Source organism: Mesorhizobium sp. M1342 (assembly GCF_040317955.1).
Lineage (GTDB): Bacteria > Pseudomonadota > Alphaproteobacteria > Rhizobiales > Rhizobiaceae > Mesorhizobium.
This window is the reverse complement of record NZ_JAMYLI010000055.1, coordinates 1-15439: the sequence shown is the minus strand read 5'-3', so window position 1 is coordinate 15439 and position 15439 is coordinate 1. Positions and strand designations below refer to the sequence as shown.

Below are 15439 nucleotides of genomic sequence, written 5' to 3'. Positions count from 1 at the left end.
AGCAGACCGAGCAGGCGCCGGCCGAACAGGCCGCTCCAGCCGAGGAACAGCAGCCGCGCAGGAAGAAGCGCGACCAGCAGCAGCAAACCGAGCAGGCGCCGGCCGGCCAGGCGGAACCGGCCAACGACAATCAGCCCGGCGAGCAGGCCAAGCCGCGCAAGAAGAACAGGCAGGACCAGCAGGCCCAACCTGAAGTCGCCCCGGCACCGAAGGAGGCTCCCGCTGGAGAGGCGACGGCCCCTGCCGGCGAACAGCCCGCGGCCCAGGGCGAGCAGCCCCAGGACACGACGAAGAAGCGTGTCAGGAAACCTGTTGGCGAGCAGCCGGCCACAGCCGAGCAGCCAGCCACCGGCGAACAACCGGCCAATGGTCAGACGGCAGCACCGGTACAGGGCGAAAGCCCGGTGCAAGGCGAAGCACCGGCCGATCCAAACGCCGCTCCCATCCTGGACAGCCAGAAGGACGCCGAGCGCAGAGGCGGCCGCAAGCAGGGCGACAAGATCGTCCCCCAGGATGGCGAGCAGCAGAATGGCGGGCAAAATGCCCAGCAAGGTGGCGATCAGGGCCGCAAGCCGGTGGCTGCTCCCATCGACCAAGGCCCGCCCCCCACCGACGACAGGGCCGCACAGCAGGAGATCAAGCCCGAGAAGATCGCGCCGGTGACCGAGGAAAAGGGCACACGCGTAGAGCGTGCACCCGATGAGAACGTCCGCGACCGCCGGCGTCCGAAAGGCGTCGACGTCGTCAGGGAACTCGGCGACCGCGTCATCCTGCAGTTCAACAACCAGACGTTCGTCGAGAGCAATGACGCCCCGCGCATGACCCGCGGCGCCAGGAACGTCTATTATGAGGATCTCTCGGGCAATCGCACCCGGGAAATCGTCGAGCGTGACAACGGTGTCCAGATCGTCACCATCCGCAACCGCTATGGCGACGTCATCCAGCGTTCGCGCATTGCGCCGGATGGACGCGAATATGTGCTGAGCTATGTCGATGAGCGGCACTATGAGGACGACAGCGACTGGCGCGATCCCGGCGATGATCTGCCGCCGATGCGGCTGACAATCCCGCGCGAGGAGTACATTCTGGACTCCGAGGATGTCCAGGATCCGGACGACTACTACACCTTCCTCGAACAGCCACCGGTGGAGAAGGTCCAGCGCCTCTACTCGATCGACGAGGTCAAACGTTCGGCACGCGTGCGGGACATCGCACGGCGCGTCGATCTCGACACGCTCAACTTCGAATTCGGCTCGGCCTCGATCTCCGACACCGAGGTGCAGAAGCTCGAGGGCGTCGCCACCGCAATGGAGAAGTTGTTGAAGAAGAACCCGGCCGAGACCTTCCTGATCGAAGGTCACACCGACGCCGTCGGCACACCGGAGGCTAACCTGGCCCTTTCCGATCGCCGCGCGGAATCAGTGGCGGAAGCGCTCACCAACGCCTTCGGCATCCCGCCGGAGAACCTGACGACACAGGGTTATGGCGAGGAGTATCTGAAGGTCAATACGTCGGCGCCGAACCGCGAGAACCGGCGCGTTGGCATTCGCCGCATCACGTCGCTGGTGGCACCGGTCGCCAGCAACAATTAGGTCATGATTTCAAAACCATGACCTGGTTTGCGGAATCGGCACGAGAAGCATCCATCCCCGGCACTGCCGGGGGTGGATGGATGTGCCGGGTTCAACAAGAATTGTACAGCCATTAGACACGGCTCATTGAATCGCGAGCGCACCTACCCCAGATTCAAGCCTGGGCGTTCCCTGCCCCGTCCCGACTCCAGCGGGACGCATTGAGCCCCGCCGGACATTGTTCGGCGGGGCTTTTTGTCTTGCAAACGGTGGCGACCTGGCGGAATACGGCCATTGTCCGAGAGATAACCAGCCGGAATCATCCTATGAAGCGTCTCGAACTCGCCATCGAATCGATCATCCTCGCGTCGCGCTGGCTGCTCGTCGTTTTCTATATAGGCCTGGCCCTTGCATTGGCCGTCTATGCGCTGTCATTCGGCAAGAAGCTTTATGAGTTCATTACCCTGGCCTTCACGCTCGATGACACCGACACCATCCTGAAGATGCTCGGCCTCATCGATGCCGCGCTGGTCGCTTCGCTGGTGGTGATGGTCATCATCTCGGGCTACGAGAATTTCGTCAGCCGCTTCGATGACCAGGACGGCGGCGACGACGGCGTGCATTGGCTGGGCACGATCGATGTCGGTTCGCTGAAGGTCAAGGTCGCCTCGACTATCGTCGCCATCTCCTCCATCCACCTTTTGCAGGTGTTTTTGAACTCGTCGTCCTACACCACCGACCAGTTGATGTGGCTGACCATCATCCACCTCGCCTTCGTCGTCTCGGCCTTCATGCTCGCCTATATCGACCGGCTGATGGGCCTCAGCAAAGGCAAGAAGGATGAGGCGTAAGCAAGCGCCTGCCGGCCCTTGAATCATACCGGCAGGGTTGGCGCCCTATCGCTTTGTTTGCGCGAGGCTTTGCCGTGGCTCAGCCAAGGCGGATGGCTTAGCTCGACGCTCACAATAACGCGGATCTAGTAGATGCTCTTGATCTTGCTGTCCGTGCGGGCAAACACCTCATCAGGGACAAAGAAATCGCCGGCCAGAGGCCCGGTCGCACCTGGCGCATAGGCTGAAAAATCGCTGACGCCCTCGGCGCGCAGCACCTCCTCGTCGATGTAGAAATTACCTGTTGTCTCGCGCGCTGGCCGCATGAAGATGGCATGCGCGGCATCGGCCATGATGTCGGGCAAACGGCTCATCGCCGCCACCGTCGCGCCGCCCAGCAGATTGCGCACCGCCGCCGTGTCTATGGTCGAGATCGGCCACAGCGAATTGACCGAGATACCGTCCTTGGCGAACTCGGCGCTCATGCCCAGCGTGCACATCGACATGCCGAACTTGGCCATCGTGTAGGCGACGTGATTCCTGAACCACTTGGCCTTCATGTCGAGCGGCGGCGCCAGATTCAGGATGTGAGCATTTTGCGCCAACTTCAGGTGAGGAATGCACATTTTCGAGACCAGGAAGGTACCGCGCGTGTTGATCTGATGCATCAGATCGTAGCGCTTCATGTCGGTCTTGAGCGTGCCGGTGAGTTGGATGGCGCTGGCATTGTTGACGCAGATGTCGATACCGCCGAATTTCTCCACGGTCCTGGCGACCGCCTCGGCCACTTGTGCCTCCTCACGGATGTCGCACAGCACAGGCAGCGCATTGCCGCCGGCCTGTTCGATCTCTTCGGCCGCCGTATAGATCGTGCCCGGCAGCTTCGGATGCGGTTCGGCGGTCTTGGCGGCGATCGTCACATTGGCGCCGTCACGCGCGGCGCGCAGCGCGATCGCCAGCCCGATGCCGCGCGACCCGCCGGAGATGAACAGCGTCTTTCCCTTGAGCGACATTTCCTTGCGCCTCCCTTGCAACACAACAGGCGCAAACCTTTGCGCGGCGGGCGACCACAGCGCAAGACCCGACACGCTGGACACCGCGTTACGCAGCGTAGGGTTTATGACTAAACCAGCACCAGCCCCTGCCGCATCGCAATGGCAATCGCATCGGTGCGGTTGGCGGCACCGAGCTTGATCAGGATTGCGGCGACATGAAACTTCGCGGTGTGCACCGAAATGTTGAGCCGCCGCGCGATCACCTTGTTTGGAGCGCCCTCGGCCAGCAGCGCCAACACTTCCGCCTCACGCGGCGACAGCGAAGGCCGGGCGGCATGCTCGTCGGAGGCTTCCTCCTCGAACGGCTCGCCATCGCCGGCACGGAAATCCTCATGGCGTCCGCTTCCGCGCTCGCCCGAGACGCGATAGCCGGCCGCGGCCAGCCGCGCCGCCGCGGCGATCAACAAATCGTCCGCGCCAGCGGACATCACGGCCAGCACCTCACCGGCGGGCCACTCGCCGCCAGCGCGTCCGGTCAGCAGCACCCGTGGAATGAGGGCCGGCACGCCATCACCAATGCTGTCGTCAACGATGGCGACGTCGGCTCTTCCACCGCCAGCCACGACCGGCAGCAGGTCATCGCTCGCGGCCAGCGATGCCGCCAGGCGCTCGGCGCGTGACGCATCGCCAAGCGCAATCAGCACCACCAGCCGCCGCGAGACGGCACCGTCATGCATGATCCGGTCGCCGGTGAGCGTGTCCATGGATCCTCTCAGCTCAGCGGCTTTTCGCCGATTGTCAGCGCGACATCGCGCTGTTCGCCGCCGCGCACGACACCGAGCGTCACCGAAGCGCCGGCACTGTCGGGTCCGAGCCTGCGGATCAGGTCCCGCGGGCCGTGCACCGCCTCACCGTTCCACGCCACGATGATATCGCCAAGAGAGAGACCGGCGGCCTTCGCGGGACCATCGTCATCGAGACTCATCACCATCGCGCCGTGCGCGTCGCGGTCGCGTACCGGATGCAGGCCGGCGCCGAGATAGCCGCGCGCGACATGGCCCTTTTCGCGCAAGGTCGCGACCGCCCGCTCGATCGTCTCGTAAGGCATGACCAGCGCCCGGTGGCGCGGTCCGAACAACAGCATGCCGATCAGCGCACCCTTGGCGTCGAGAACCGGGCCGCCCTCGAAACGGCCGCCGGCGCCGACGGCAAGATTGATGCGCCGGTCGATGGTGCCGCCGCGCATCGAGCGCCAGGCCGGGCCGACTTCGCCCACCGAGCCTGAAACAGCCAAAGCGGAACCGTCACTGCTGCCGATGGCAATGGCGATGTTGCCCGGCCGCACCGCATCGGCCTTGGCCAACGGCGCGGCGCTGACGGCCTCCGCCGGCTTCAGCAGGGCAACACCGGTAGAAGGGTCGCGGCCAACCAGCTCGGCCTTCACCGTTTCCCCCGAAGCCAACACCAGTTCGATCTCCTCGCCGGCCTCGACAGCCTCTTCAGCGGTGACGAAATAGCCGTCGCGCCAGTGGAAGGCGCTTGCCGTGCGGTGATGATGCGTGGCGAAGCCAGCCGTTGCCGGCGCGGCCTTGGCGGCGAGATCGGCGACGGCTTGCGAAAACGCGCTCAGATTGAAATCGCTCATAATGGTCTCCTGGGTTCATCCATGCCCCAGATATCGCTCGACAGCGCGTCCGCGGGTACTCGCCTGACGGCTAGTTGCCGGTTTGACTGGCCATCTGGTCAGGTCGCTGCGGTTCCAGCCGCTCCGCACATATAGTCACGATCAAGCCTGAACACACGGAGCCCTCCCATGGCCCTCGCCGTCGCCAAATTCCAAACCGATGATACGCTGCTCGACGCCTATTCGACGACGGTTGCCGACGCCGTCGACCGCATCGGTCCGGCCGTCTGCCGCATCGAGCGCGTTGGCGGTCAGGGCGGCCATGGCTCCGGCTTCGTCATCGCGCCGGACGGGCTGGTCGTCACCAATTTCCACGTCGTCGGCGACGCCAGGACGGTGCGCGTGTCGATGCCGGACGGTGCTTCTCGCGAAGGTCGCGTGCTTGGCCGCGATCCCGACACCGACATCGCGCTGGTGCGCGCCGACGGCAGCTTTGCCGATATCGCACCGTTGGGCGATTCCAAGCGGCTGCGGCGCGGCCAGATCGCCATTGCAATCGGCAATCCTCTGGGCTTCGAATGGACCGTCACCTCGGGCGTCGTCTCTGCGCTCGGCCGCTCGATGCGCGCCTCCACCGGCCGACTGATCGACGACGTTATCCAGACCGACGCAGCGCTCAATCCCGGCAATTCCGGCGGACCGCTGGTGTCGTCGGCCGGCGAGGTCATCGGCGTCAACACCGCCATGATCCATGGCGCGCAAGGCATCGCCTTCGCGGTTGCCTCCAACACCGCCAATTTCGTCATTTCGGAGATCATCCGCTTCGGCCGCGTGCGCCGCGCCTTCATCGGCGTCTCGGCCGACACCGTCAATCTGCCGCGACGCGCTGCCCTGTTGTCGCAAGTCTCGACCAGCACGGCGGTTCGCCTGCGCAGCGTCGAGAAGGACGGCCCGGCGGCCAAGGCCGGCTTGAAGGAGGGCGACATCATCGCCGCAATAGACGGCCGCCCGGTCACCGGCGTCGACGATCTGGTGCGCGTGCTCGACGCCGAGCGCATCGGCCGCGAGACACAATGCACCGTGGTGCGCCGCACCGGCGTCAGCCAGGTGACGGTGACGCCGGTGGCAAGGGCGGGCTGAGGACCGTCACCGTTCCGCAGCCCCCTCCGCGTACTGCGCCAGAAACGCCTCGCTCGGCGGAATCGGCTTGATGACGTCGATCAGCACGCCATTGGGGTCTTTGGTGATGAAATGGCGCTGGCCGAAGGGCTCGTCGCGCAAGGATCGGAGGATCGGCAGGCCGGCGGCAAGGATCCGCTCATAGACCGCGTCCGGGTCGCGAACCTCGAAATTGATCAGCAGGCCCGATGTGCGGCCCCGCCCCTCCTTCGGGATGGTCTCGTGGTCGCCCTGGACGATGCCGAGATTGACGCGTTTGTTGTCCACCGATTGCAGATGCACATACCAATCGCTTTCAAACAGCGGCTGGAAGCCGAAATGCTCGACATAGAACGCCGTCGTGCCGGCGACGTCGCCGGTCATCAGCACCGGGTAATAGCTCGTCGTCTTCATCTTTCCTTCTCCCGTCAATTAACATACAGTCTGCATGTAAATTGAATTAACATACAGGCTGCATGTATGCAACGCGATTCCGCGCGTCGTTCCAACCGTGACCGTACCGAGGCGACGCGCGCCGACCTGATTGCCGCGGCGCGAAAGCTGTTTACGGAAAAATCCTATGCCGAGACCGGCACGCCGGAGATCGCCGCTGCCGCCGGCGTCACGCGCGGCGCGCTTTACCATCACTTCGCCGACAAGCAGGCGCTGTTTGCCGCCGTGGTCGACCAGGAGGCGGCAGCGGTCGCCGAGGAGATCGAGCGCGCCTCGGCGCCATCACTCAATGCCCGCGACGCACTGATTGCCGGTTCCGACGCCTATCTCACCGCCATGCGCACGCCAGGCCGCACGCGCCTGCTGCTGCTCGACGGCCCGGCCGTGCTTGGCCGCGCCGCCATGGACGCGATCGACAACCGCCATGGCAACCGCTCGCTGCGCGAAGGGCTGGTCGCGGCGATGCGGGCGCAAACGATGACGAGATTGCCGGCCGACGCGCTGACCGCACTGCTCGGCTCCGCCTTCGATCGTGCCGCCCTGGCCATCGAGGCCGGTGCGTCAGTTCAGGACTACCGCGCGGTGCTCATAGCACTGATCGATGGCCTGTCTCTTCCTCAGGCACCTCGCCCGGTTCGAACTCGTTGAAGCAGCCGAGCTGGCGCTTGAACTGGTCGATCAGCCAGGCGGCCGCTGGCTTCGGGCTGCGATCGTTGCGGTGCATGGCAAACAGCGGCGAACTCACCTCCCTGAAGGATTCGAGGTCGATTTCGACCAGCCGGCCACTCGCCAGGTCGTCTGCTATCAGCCAGCGCGGCAGCCCGCCCCAGCCCAGCCCCTCGCGCATCAGCATATGCTTGGTGCGCACATCCGTCAGCCGCCAGGTACGGTAGGCGAAGACGCCGAAGTCGCGCCCCTTGGTACGCTCCGACTGGTCGGTGACGACAAGCTGCGTGTGTTCGCGCGCATCCTCGATCGCCACCGGCTTCGGCAGCAGGGCCAGCGGATGGCTGGGCGCGGCGGCCAGCACGATCGACATGAAGCCGATGCGCGCGAGATGCACATCGACATCGCCCAGCAGGCCGCCAATGCCAAGGTCGGCCTGCCCGCTGACGACATGATCGGGGATCAGGCCGAGCGTGCCGATATGCAGGCGCAGCATCACGGTCGGAAACTGCACCTCGAATGCCTTCAACACCCGCACCAGCACCGGCGACGGCAGCGCCGCATCGACCGACAGCGCGACTTCGGCCTCGAGCCCCTGGTGGTGGCCGTCGACGCGCGAGCGGATGCGCTGCAGCACGCCGATCATGCGCCGCGCATCCTCCAGCATCGCCCGGCCGATCTCGGTCAATTGCGGCTCGCGCGTGCCCTCGCGCTCGAACAGTTTCAGCCCCAGCTGCGCCTCGAGATTGGCGATGCCGTAGCTGATCACGGACTGTGCCCGGTTGAGCTTGCGGCCGGCGGCCGAGAAGCTGCCGGCTTCGGCGACTGTCACAAAGATCTGAAGTTGATCGAGCGTCGGGTTGGGCTGCATCGCTATATCTAACTTATAGATGGATCGTATAGAAAATATACCAGTTTATTGAATGGATCGAAAGCCCCATATCTGGCGGGACAAATCATTCCAACCGCTGGAGAGCCCAAAATGTCCATTCTTCTTGTCACCTCAAGCCCGCGGGGCGCCGCCTCGCATTCGACCCGCATCGCTACCGAATTCGCTGAAAAGCTCGTCGCCGCCGATCCGTCGAACACGCTCGTCGTGCGCGACCTCGTCGCCAATCCGCTCCCCCATATCGACGCCGACTACGCCAGCGGCATCTACGTGCCGGCGGAAGCCCGCACTGCGCGCCAGGCTGAAGTCGTCGGCGTCTCCGATGTCGTGCTCGACGAGCTGTTTGCCGCCGACACGGTGATCCTGGCCACAGGCTTCATCAACTTTAACATCTCCTCGACACTGAAGTCCTGGGTCGATCACATCTCTCGTTCCGGCAAGAGCTTTGCCTATGGCGAGAACGGCCCCAAGGGTCTCGTCACCGGCAAGAAGGTCTATATCGTGCTGGCTTCGGGCGGCATCTACTCCGAAGGTGCGGCCGTGCAGTTCGATCACGCCATCCCCTACCTGCGCGGCGTGCTCGGCTTCCTCGGCATGACCGATGTCGATGTCATCCGCATCGAAGGCGTCGGCATGGGTCCTGACGCGGTGACCGCAGCTCTCGCCAAGGCGACCGCCAAGGTCGATGCCGTAGTGGCCGCCAGCCAGGGTGTTGCGGCTGCCGCGTAAAGAGCCAAAATTTGTCCGCTTCGAAAGGCAGGCGTGCGCGCCTGCCTTTTTCGTTCTAGCCGATGAGGTGCCTCAGCAGACCAGCGGCGCTGACTCCGATCAGCACGGTCGGCAGCATGGAAAGCCGCGTGGCGGCTACCAGAGTAACAGCCAGCGCCAGAATATCCGCCGGGGACTTCGACACGAAGGCCGGTGCGATGACAGAGATCAGCACGCAACCAGGCGCGGCTCCCATGACCGCCGTGGCACGCGCGCTGAGTGTGCGGTTGCGCAGCACGACATAGCCGCCGATGCGCGTCAGGTAAGTGACGCCGGCCATCAGCACGATGGTGAGAAAGGTCATTGCGTCGATCATGGATCACCCGCCATCAGCCAAGCCGCGACCAGCCCCGATACCGCGCCGGCGGCGACATACCAGGCGCCGGGAACGAAGAGATAGACCAGTGCTGCCACGACCAGGCTGACCAGCCAGGGTCGCGCCGCCGCCATACCCGTCCACATGCCGCGCATCAGCACCAGGAAGACAGCCGGGAACGCCATGTCGAAACCATAGGCCCCGACGTCGCCGAGCATCGGACCGAGCAAAGCGCCCAACGTGGTGAAGACCACCCAGGTGAGATACATCGCCAGCGCTGCGCCCATATAGTAGCGCGGGCTGAAGGCCGGCGTGATGCCGGCAGCGGTGCGCTGCCTGGCATCGGCCAGGCCCAGCGCCCAGCTTTCATCGCACATAAAGAAAAGCGCCGGAAACACCTTGCGTCGTGGCAGGTGGCGCAGGAACGGCGCCAGTGCCGCACCCATCAGCAGGTGACGGCTGTTGACCAGGAAGGTGATGGCGACGATGAGCACGACGTGCGGCGGCGACGTCCACAACTGGATCGCCGCGAATTCCGAGCCGCCGGCGAAGTTCAGCCCTGTCATGGCAGACAGTTCGACCGTGCTTAAGCCTTTCTGCGTGGCCTGGGCGCCAAGCACCAGCGCATAGGGGATGGTGCCGAACAGCACCGGCGCGCAGGACGCCACGCCACGGCGGAACTCGGATCCCGAACCATTGCCCGCCGCCTCGACTGCCTGTGAAATGCTCATGCGTCTCCCCTGGCGCGCCTCGCGGCCGCCGCTCCCGGGTTGCTTCTGGACTCTTGTGATGTCGGCCGCAAACATAGCGGCACCGGCTCACAATTTGGTTGCGAAGATTGTTGTGTTTCATCAGAATTTGGCATTTGGCGCTACAAAGCCATAAATAGATGGAATCCAGAGCCATGAAACTTGATGAGATCGACAAGCGGATCCTGCGGGCGCTGCAGCGCGACGGCCGCATGGCCAACAACGATCTGGCCAATGAGGTCGGGCTGTCGCCATCGCCTTGCCTGCGTCGCGTGAAGCTGCTGGAGGAGGCCGGTGTCATCGACCGCTACGTCGCCGTGCTCAACCCCGCCAGCATCGGCAAGGGCCTGACCTTCTTCACCCGCATCTGGTTGAAAACGCAGGACGAGGACACGATCGAGCATTTCGCCACCGAAGTCGCCAAGCTGCCGCAGGTGATGGAGTGCTACCTGATGCTCGGCGATTGCGACGCCATGGTGCGTGTGGTGGCGGCCGGCATCGACGATTACCGCCGCTTCCAGTCGGAGCATCTGAGCCGCATCAAGGGCGTGCAGAACGTCAAGACCGACGTCCCCAGCCAGACGATCAAATACACGTCGGAACTGCCGATCTGAGCTACTGAAAACGGCGTCACGTCAAACTGGATAAAAAATGCAACCGGATTGTAGGATCGAACCCGGTGCCGGCGTCCTTCGGGTGCAAGCAGCGCGCAGCGCTGCCCTTAGGCATGGGAGATTTGAATGAGCCTTTCCTATCGTTGGGTCATCGTCGCCGCTGGCGCGCTGATGTCCTGCGTCGCCATCGGGACGATGTTTTCGCTGGCGATCTTTCTCTAGCCGATGGCGATCGACACCAACTGGTCGCGCGCCGGCATTTCGAGCGCCATGACGCTCAACTTCCTGGTGATGGGCCTTGGTGGCTTCGCCTGGGGCGCGATATCGGACCGTTTTGGCGCCCGCATCGTCGTGATGATCGGCGCGGTGCTGCTCGGGCTGGCGCTGGTGCTGGCCAGCCGCGCCGGTTCGCTGCTGAGCTTCCAGGTCACCTATGGCGTGCTGGTCGGTCTCGCGGCAAGCGCCTTTTTCGCGCCGATGATCGCGCTGACCACAGGCTGGTTCGACACCAACCGCAGCCTTGCCGTCTCACTGGTCTCGGCCGGCATGGGCGTGGCGCCGATGACGATCTCGCCCTTCGCCCGCTGGTTGATCTCCGCCTATGACTGGCGCACCGCCATGTTCGACATCGGCATTACCGCCTGGGTGCTGCTGTTGCCGGCGGTGCTGCTGGTGCGCCAGCCGCCGAAGCCCGTCGTGGCCGATACCGGCTCCGCGCCGGTTGCCGAAGGCGCCGGCCTGACGGTCGGCCAGGCGCTGCGCTCGCCGCAATTCATCGTGCTCGGGCTGACCTTCTTTGCCTGCTGCGCGGCGCATTCCGGGCCGATCTTCCACATGGTCAGCTATGCCATGCTGTGTGGCGTCGCCCCCATGGCAGCGGTCTCGATCTACAGTGTCGAAGGCCTGGCAGGCCTCGGCGGCCGACTCTTCTACGGCGTGCTGGCCGACAGGCTGGGCGTCAAGCCGGTGCTGATCGCGGGCCTGGCGATCCAGGCGATCGTGATTGCCGCCTATCTGTCGATCAGCCAGCTTGAGCAGTTCTACATGCTGGCCGTTATCTTCGGTGCCACCTATGGCGGTGTCATGCCGCTCTATGCGGTGCTGGCGCGCGAATATTTCGGCCAGCGCATCCTCGGCACCGTGTTCGGCGCCGCCACCATGCTGTCCAGCCTCGGCATGGCGCTGGGACCGCTTGCCGGCGGCATGGTGTTCGACGCCTACGCCAACTATTCCTGGCTGTTCATCGGCTCGGCTCTTATCGGGCTCGGCGCGGTCGGCATCGCCATCGCGTTCCCGCCACTGCCGCGCAGGGAGTTGCAGCCGGCTTAGCCCGGGTCGATTTCCCAAACCTTGCTGGCCAGGCGCGCAATCAGCCTGGCCCGTTCGGTTCGCCACGGATCCTGTCCCCTATTTCATCCGTTCCCCCCCTTGCGCGGGGCAGTCCACGGACAACATTTGCACCGTGGGATCTCGACTGAGCTCGCGCATCCAGTCCACGCCAGAGAGGACACCCTGATGGCGGAACATCCGAGTGGAAGCGAAAGCAACAGAATTGCCGCAAGCGCTGTTGCCGACGACGATCCGCGTCTTGCATTCATTTATCAGGAAGCAGTGAGAGGTCTCACGCAACAGCAGACCCTTGTGGAGAACATGAGCACCCGCGCCGGCAGCCTTGTCTTTGCCACCGCATTCGCAAACTCGTTGCTCGGCGGTGCGGCCCTTTCCAATGGGCTTGGGCTCTGGGACTGGACCGCGGTGGCCCTGCTGTTCGGCATCGGCGGGTTGATCGTCTTCAAGCTTTGGCCCTACCACCAATATACATTCCGCTTCGATCCGGAAGAGCTGCTTGATCAATATGTCGACGGCGACAGGCCGACGACGATGTCGGCCATGCGCCGCGCGCTTGCCCTTCGCATCAAGGCGGACGTGGCCGGCAACTGGCGAATTATCCAGCGGCTGCGGGTGGCGCTGCAGATTGCGCTGCTGTTTCTGCTGCTCGACATCCTGGCCTGGCTTTTGGCGATCGCAGGCATTTGAGCCGAAGGCGCGTGGCTCCGCCACGGCCAGGCTTGAATGGCAGGCAACGGTCGATGGATCGAAAAGCTCTCTTGAGCATTTAAGCTTTGGCTAATAGTAACCCCAGGAGAGAACCAATGAAAAAGACGCTGCTCATTTTGAGCCTGCTCATTCCGCTCTCGGCGTGCTCCCGTACCGAACAAGGCGCCGCCGTCGGCGGCTTGGGTGGCGCGGCCGTAGGCGCCGCGGTGGCCGGAGACCCTGTGGAAGGGGCGGTTGTTGGCGGTGCGGTTGGTGCTATAGCAGGGGCCGTCATCGGCCACGCCAGCGAAGCCGGCCAGTGCAGATATCGCGATCGGTACGGCCGGGTTTACGTCGCGCGGTGCCCGAACGGCTACTGATCTCAAGGCGCGTGATCTCCTTCGATCACGCGTCTGCTGGGGGTTAATCGAATGGCCTATCGGATCAAAAAGCTGCTGGGTTTCTTGTGTGCCGTTATCGGCGTTGCCGCGGTGAATGCCGGGGCTTCGGCCGCGCCGGTTGAAGCGAAGACGATTGCCGATCACCTCTCATCGGTGAAATCCATGTCAGGGGATTTCGTGCAGTCGGGCCCGAAAGCGGAAAGAAAACACGGCAGGTTTTTTCTCCAACGCCCAGGCAAGATCCGGTTCAACTATGCAGGCCAATCTGGGGTCAGCGTGATCGCGGATGGCAAATCCCTGGTGGTTTATAACAGGAGACTGAAGACATCGCGGCTTTATGCTCTCTCGAAGACGCCGCTTAAGCTGCTGCTCGACAACAAGGTCGACTTCTCCGGCAGTCGCGTCAAAAGCATCAGAGAAGACGGCGCTCAAGTTACCGTCAAGCTGGCCGACAGATCGGCTTTCGGCAATTCGAACATCTCCATGGTGTTCGACAGAAAATCGCTCGATCTGCGCAGATGGAGCCTCACCGACGAGAAGGGACTTACCACGACGGTGACCATCTCAAATGTGAGGCAGGGCGTTCGCGCTCCCGAGGGCACCTTCGTTATCGATTATGCAGCAAACCGTGAATTCAACACCACAACGAAATAGCCGAAACCGCAGCCATAGTCTCAGCGCCGGAACCAATAGGATCAGCGGCGGTTTAGTCCATGAAGGGACCGGAACCGCAAAGGACGCGGCACAATGATTGAAATTCACAGCATCGAAGCGGCCAACGCCAGACTGCGCATAAGGAGAGCTGAGCGCTCTCTGAAGCGCGCGAATGACTTGCTGGACGAGGAAGGCGGCGTCGCTCTTAACTTGGCATTGTGCGGCCGGATAAGGGCCGCGAGAAGGCATCTGATCGAGGCCAGGACCCGCCTGATGACGATCGATCCCGCCAGGACGAGTTGATCCGCCGGCGGTCGTACGTCAACCCGGACCGAGAGGTCCATCGTGGCGCAAAGGCCCGCATGGTTAGGCAGTGACCTGCTAGCGGTGATCTACCCAAAAATCCGGTCGCCCTGCTCGTCGACCAGTTGGATGCCCTTCTTGATCGAGATGTCGACGGCGTCGTCGAGCCCGGCGAAACGGTCGGCACGGATGAATTTGTGTTCCTTCACCACACCGTCGATCTCCTTGGAGACGACGCCGCACGTCTGGTATTGGCCATCCGTCTTGTAGGGCATGGCGCTGATCAGGAAGCCCTTGTGCTCGACCTGCTTGGCCGGCGCTGCGCTCGTTGGCCCAGCCGTTTCGGCTCCGCTGGCGCCACCGCCGAAAAGACGCTTCAGAAAAGACATCGGGCTTCCTCCAACAGCATTCATCCCGCACCATGTAGAGTGACGCGGGATGAATTTCACTATCGGTCCTTGGCCCAGCGGGCAAGGGCTGCGTCCGGTCGGCTGGACGAGCTTACTTGTGCGACAGCGCTTCCAGGGCCTCGGCGGCGGCTTCGAGGATGGCGATCGCCTCGGCCTGCTTGTCGGCCGGGGCGTCGACGAAGTCGCCCAGAGCCGCGCGCAGCCGGTGGCGGACTGCGCGGAATTCGTCGCGCGCTTCCGAACGATCCCCGCGGCTACCCCGGCCGCCACGACGCCCGCCCTCATCGCTCTCGTCGTTCCAGCCGAACCAGTCGCGCGCCTTGGCCATTTTGCGGCCGAAGCGCTCGAGATGGTCGAGCACGCCATCGATCATCTCGCGGTTATCGGCGAGATGCGCCTGGCCAGCTTCGGTGATCGAAAACACCTTCTTGTTGCCGTCGGCGGCGGAGGCGGCATAGCCGGCCTCTTCCAGGAAGGTCAGCGTCGGGTAGACCACGCCCGGGCTCGGGCTGTAGATGCCGCTGGTGCGCTCTTCCAAGGCCTTGATGATGTCGTAGCCGTGGCGCGGGGCCTCGGCCAGCAGCGACAGCGTGATCAGCTTGAGGTCGCCGTCGGCCAGCATGCGCCCGGCGCGGAACATGTCGCCCGGGCCGCCGCGTCCACCGCCGCGACCGCCGTGCCCGAACGGGCCGAAACCGCCGCCCCCTCTGCCACCAAATTTGCCGCCGAATTTGCCGGCCATGTGCATGAACATGCGCTCGCCGAAATGATTGCTCCCAAAATGTTTGTGCATTGATTGCTCCTTGAGTTGTATCTTACGATATATCTTAATTATGCGAGCCAATCGAGAGAGTCAAGATATATCTTACGATGTATCTGAATGCGGCGCCAGAGGCTTGCTTTCACCGGAACGCACCGCTAGAGCGTTTCATATTTTGACGGAAGCGTAGCCTGCGTTTTCGAAGTAGTTCTTGCATTCGGCTGCCTCGATGGTTTCGACG

19 protein-coding genes and 1 pseudogene are annotated in these 15439 nt (G+C 63.6%); 11 read left to right on the top strand and 9 right to left on the bottom strand.

What is annotated here, in order from left to right:
• Window positions 1–1592: OmpA family protein (locus NKH06_RS31700; protein WP_352895089.1), on the top strand; the 1592-nt coding region annotated here is incomplete at its 5' end.
• A 305-nt stretch (window positions 1593–1897) separates the two neighbouring features.
• Entirely contained in the window at window positions 1898–2422 is a 525-nt protein-coding gene (locus NKH06_RS31695) for a TIGR00645 family protein (RefSeq protein ID WP_352775790.1), read from the top strand.
• A gap of 125 nt (window positions 2423–2547) precedes the next feature.
• On the opposite strand, the gene NKH06_RS31690 is transcribed toward NKH06_RS31695, so the two are convergent.
• From NKH06_RS31690 to NKH06_RS31680, 3 genes are all read right to left on the bottom strand, one after another.
• On the bottom strand, window positions 2548–3414 hold the full coding sequence (locus NKH06_RS31690; RefSeq protein ID WP_352895087.1) for an SDR family oxidoreductase: 867 nt from the start codon (window positions 3412–3414) through the stop codon (window positions 2548–2550).
• A gap of 110 nt (window positions 3415–3524) precedes the next feature.
• Window positions 3525–4160, bottom strand: a complete 636-nt coding sequence (locus NKH06_RS31685) for a helix-turn-helix transcriptional regulator (protein WP_352440467.1) — start codon at window positions 4158–4160, stop codon at window positions 3525–3527.
• Between the two features lie 8 nt (window positions 4161–4168).
• The gene (locus NKH06_RS31680) at window positions 4169–5041 is read right to left on the bottom strand and encodes a S1C family serine protease (protein ID WP_352440466.1); all 873 of its coding nucleotides are present in this window, start codon (window positions 5039–5041) and stop codon (window positions 4169–4171) included.
• Between the two features lie 168 nt (window positions 5042–5209).
• On the opposite strand from NKH06_RS31680, the gene NKH06_RS31675 reads away from it, so the two are divergent.
• A complete protein-coding gene (locus NKH06_RS31675; RefSeq protein WP_023809650.1) occupies window positions 5210–6160 on the top strand; it encodes a S1C family serine protease in 951 nt (316 codons plus the stop codon).
• 6 nt (window positions 6161–6166) lie between these two features.
• Here the strand turns inward: NKH06_RS31675 and NKH06_RS31670 are convergent, their stop codons facing one another.
• On the bottom strand, window positions 6167–6592 hold the full coding sequence (locus tag NKH06_RS31670; protein ID WP_352440465.1) for a VOC family protein: 426 nt from the start codon (window positions 6590–6592) through the stop codon (window positions 6167–6169).
• A gap of 66 nt (window positions 6593–6658) precedes the next feature.
• Here NKH06_RS31670 and NKH06_RS31665 point away from each other — a divergent pair, with 66 nt between their 5' ends.
• On the top strand, window positions 6659–7279 hold the full coding sequence (locus tag NKH06_RS31665) for a TetR/AcrR family transcriptional regulator (RefSeq protein ID WP_352440464.1): 621 nt from the start codon (window positions 6659–6661) through the stop codon (window positions 7277–7279).
• Here the strand turns inward: NKH06_RS31665 and NKH06_RS31660 are convergent.
• Window positions 7218–8168 carry a LysR family transcriptional regulator gene (locus NKH06_RS31660; RefSeq protein ID WP_023809653.1) on the bottom strand — a complete coding sequence of 317 codons (951 nt, stop codon included), beginning with the start codon at window positions 8166–8168 and terminating at the stop codon, window positions 7218–7220. The genes NKH06_RS31665 and NKH06_RS31660 overlap by 62 nt on opposite strands.
• 111 nt (window positions 8169–8279) lie before the next feature.
• Here NKH06_RS31660 and NKH06_RS31655 point away from each other — a divergent pair, with 111 nt between their 5' ends.
• Window positions 8280–8915: an FMN-dependent NADH-azoreductase gene (locus NKH06_RS31655; protein ID WP_023809654.1), complete on the top strand. Its 636-nt coding sequence runs from the start codon at window positions 8280–8282 to the stop codon at window positions 8913–8915.
• Between the two features lie 55 nt (window positions 8916–8970).
• On the opposite strand, the gene NKH06_RS31650 is transcribed toward NKH06_RS31655, so the two are convergent.
• Together NKH06_RS31650 and NKH06_RS31645 are read right to left on the bottom strand one after the other, a co-directional pair.
• Window positions 8971–9270, bottom strand: coding sequence for an AzlD family protein (locus tag NKH06_RS31650; RefSeq protein WP_023809655.1), 300 nt, complete (start codon window positions 9268–9270; stop codon window positions 8971–8973).
• Window positions 9267–10001, bottom strand: coding sequence for an AzlC family ABC transporter permease (locus tag NKH06_RS31645; RefSeq protein ID WP_352895083.1), 735 nt, complete (start codon window positions 9999–10001; stop codon window positions 9267–9269). Before NKH06_RS31645 ends, NKH06_RS31650 begins: the two co-directional genes overlap by 4 nt.
• 173 nt (window positions 10002–10174) lie before the next feature.
• On the opposite strand from NKH06_RS31645, the gene NKH06_RS31640 reads away from it, so the two are divergent.
• The 6 genes and pseudogenes from NKH06_RS31640 (at window position 10175) to NKH06_RS31615 (ending at window position 14028) form a co-directional block, all read left to right on the top strand.
• Window positions 10175–10633, top strand: coding sequence for an Lrp/AsnC family transcriptional regulator (locus tag NKH06_RS31640; protein WP_013530158.1), 459 nt, complete (start codon window positions 10175–10177; stop codon window positions 10631–10633).
• 126 nt (window positions 10634–10759) lie between these two features.
• A pseudogene (locus NKH06_RS31635) lies at window positions 10760–11962 on the top strand (MFS transporter).
• 99 nt (window positions 11963–12061) lie between these two features.
• Window positions 12062–12670 carry a hypothetical protein gene (locus NKH06_RS31630; protein ID WP_352895082.1) on the top strand — a complete coding sequence of 203 codons (609 nt, stop codon included), beginning with the start codon at window positions 12062–12064 and terminating at the stop codon, window positions 12668–12670.
• A 116-nt stretch (window positions 12671–12786) separates the two neighbouring features.
• Entirely contained in the window at window positions 12787–13050 is a 264-nt protein-coding gene (locus NKH06_RS31625; protein ID WP_127297410.1) for a YMGG-like glycine zipper-containing protein, read from the top strand.
• A 51-nt stretch (window positions 13051–13101) separates the two neighbouring features.
• Complete coding sequence (locus tag NKH06_RS31620) at window positions 13102–13725, top strand: outer-membrane lipoprotein carrier protein LolA (protein WP_352440460.1); 624 nt, start codon at window positions 13102–13104, stop codon at window positions 13723–13725.
• Between the two features lie 93 nt (window positions 13726–13818).
• A complete protein-coding gene (locus NKH06_RS31615; protein WP_127297412.1) occupies window positions 13819–14028 on the top strand; it encodes a hypothetical protein in 210 nt (69 codons plus the stop codon).
• Window positions 14029–14117: 89 nt separating this feature from the next.
• On the opposite strand, the gene NKH06_RS31610 is transcribed toward NKH06_RS31615, so the two are convergent.
• Window positions 14118–14417, bottom strand: coding sequence for an HlyU family transcriptional regulator (locus tag NKH06_RS31610; protein WP_352440459.1), 300 nt, complete (start codon window positions 14415–14417; stop codon window positions 14118–14120).
• 112 nt (window positions 14418–14529) lie between these two features.
• On the bottom strand, window positions 14530–15231 hold the full coding sequence (locus NKH06_RS31605; RefSeq protein WP_352440458.1) for a PadR family transcriptional regulator: 702 nt from the start codon (window positions 15229–15231) through the stop codon (window positions 14530–14532).
• Window positions 15232–15439 lie beyond the last annotated feature (208 nt).

What these genes read in the sequence shown, in the direction of transcription:
- NKH06_RS31695 (WP_352775790.1), top strand. Translation starts at nt 1,898, where the DNA reads ATGAAGCGTCTCGAACTCGCCATCGAATCGATCATCCTCGCGTCGCGC.
- NKH06_RS31690 (WP_352895087.1), bottom strand. Translation starts at nt 3,414, where the DNA reads ATGTCGCTCAAGGGAAAGACGCTGTTCATCTCCGGCGGGTCGCGCGGC.
- NKH06_RS31685 (WP_352440467.1), bottom strand. Translation starts at nt 4,160, where the DNA reads ATGGACACGCTCACCGGCGACCGGATCATGCATGACGGTGCCGTCTCG.
- NKH06_RS31680 (WP_352440466.1), bottom strand. Translation starts at nt 5,041, where the DNA reads ATGAGCGATTTCAATCTGAGCGCGTTTTCGCAAGCCGTCGCCGATCTC.
- NKH06_RS31675 (WP_023809650.1), top strand. Translation starts at nt 5,210, where the DNA reads ATGGCCCTCGCCGTCGCCAAATTCCAAACCGATGATACGCTGCTCGAC.
- NKH06_RS31670 (WP_352440465.1), bottom strand. Translation starts at nt 6,592, where the DNA reads ATGAAGACGACGAGCTATTACCCGGTGCTGATGACCGGCGACGTCGCC.
- NKH06_RS31665 (WP_352440464.1), top strand. Translation starts at nt 6,659, where the DNA reads ATGCAACGCGATTCCGCGCGTCGTTCCAACCGTGACCGTACCGAGGCG.
- NKH06_RS31660 (WP_023809653.1), bottom strand. Translation starts at nt 8,168, where the DNA reads ATGCAGCCCAACCCGACGCTCGATCAACTTCAGATCTTTGTGACAGTC.
- NKH06_RS31655 (WP_023809654.1), top strand. Translation starts at nt 8,280, where the DNA reads ATGTCCATTCTTCTTGTCACCTCAAGCCCGCGGGGCGCCGCCTCGCAT.
- NKH06_RS31650 (WP_023809655.1), bottom strand. Translation starts at nt 9,270, where the DNA reads ATGATCGACGCAATGACCTTTCTCACCATCGTGCTGATGGCCGGCGTC.
- NKH06_RS31645 (WP_352895083.1), bottom strand. Translation starts at nt 10,001, where the DNA reads ATGAGCATTTCACAGGCAGTCGAGGCGGCGGGCAATGGTTCGGGATCC.
- NKH06_RS31640 (WP_013530158.1), top strand. Translation starts at nt 10,175, where the DNA reads ATGAAACTTGATGAGATCGACAAGCGGATCCTGCGGGCGCTGCAGCGC.
- NKH06_RS31625 (WP_127297410.1), top strand. Translation starts at nt 12,787, where the DNA reads ATGAAAAAGACGCTGCTCATTTTGAGCCTGCTCATTCCGCTCTCGGCG.
- NKH06_RS31620 (WP_352440460.1), top strand. Translation starts at nt 13,102, where the DNA reads ATGGCCTATCGGATCAAAAAGCTGCTGGGTTTCTTGTGTGCCGTTATC.
- NKH06_RS31615 (WP_127297412.1), top strand. Translation starts at nt 13,819, where the DNA reads ATGATTGAAATTCACAGCATCGAAGCGGCCAACGCCAGACTGCGCATA.
- NKH06_RS31610 (WP_352440459.1), bottom strand. Translation starts at nt 14,417, where the DNA reads ATGTCTTTTCTGAAGCGTCTTTTCGGCGGTGGCGCCAGCGGAGCCGAA.
- NKH06_RS31605 (WP_352440458.1), bottom strand. Translation starts at nt 15,231, where the DNA reads ATGCACAAACATTTTGGGAGCAATCATTTCGGCGAGCGCATGTTCATG.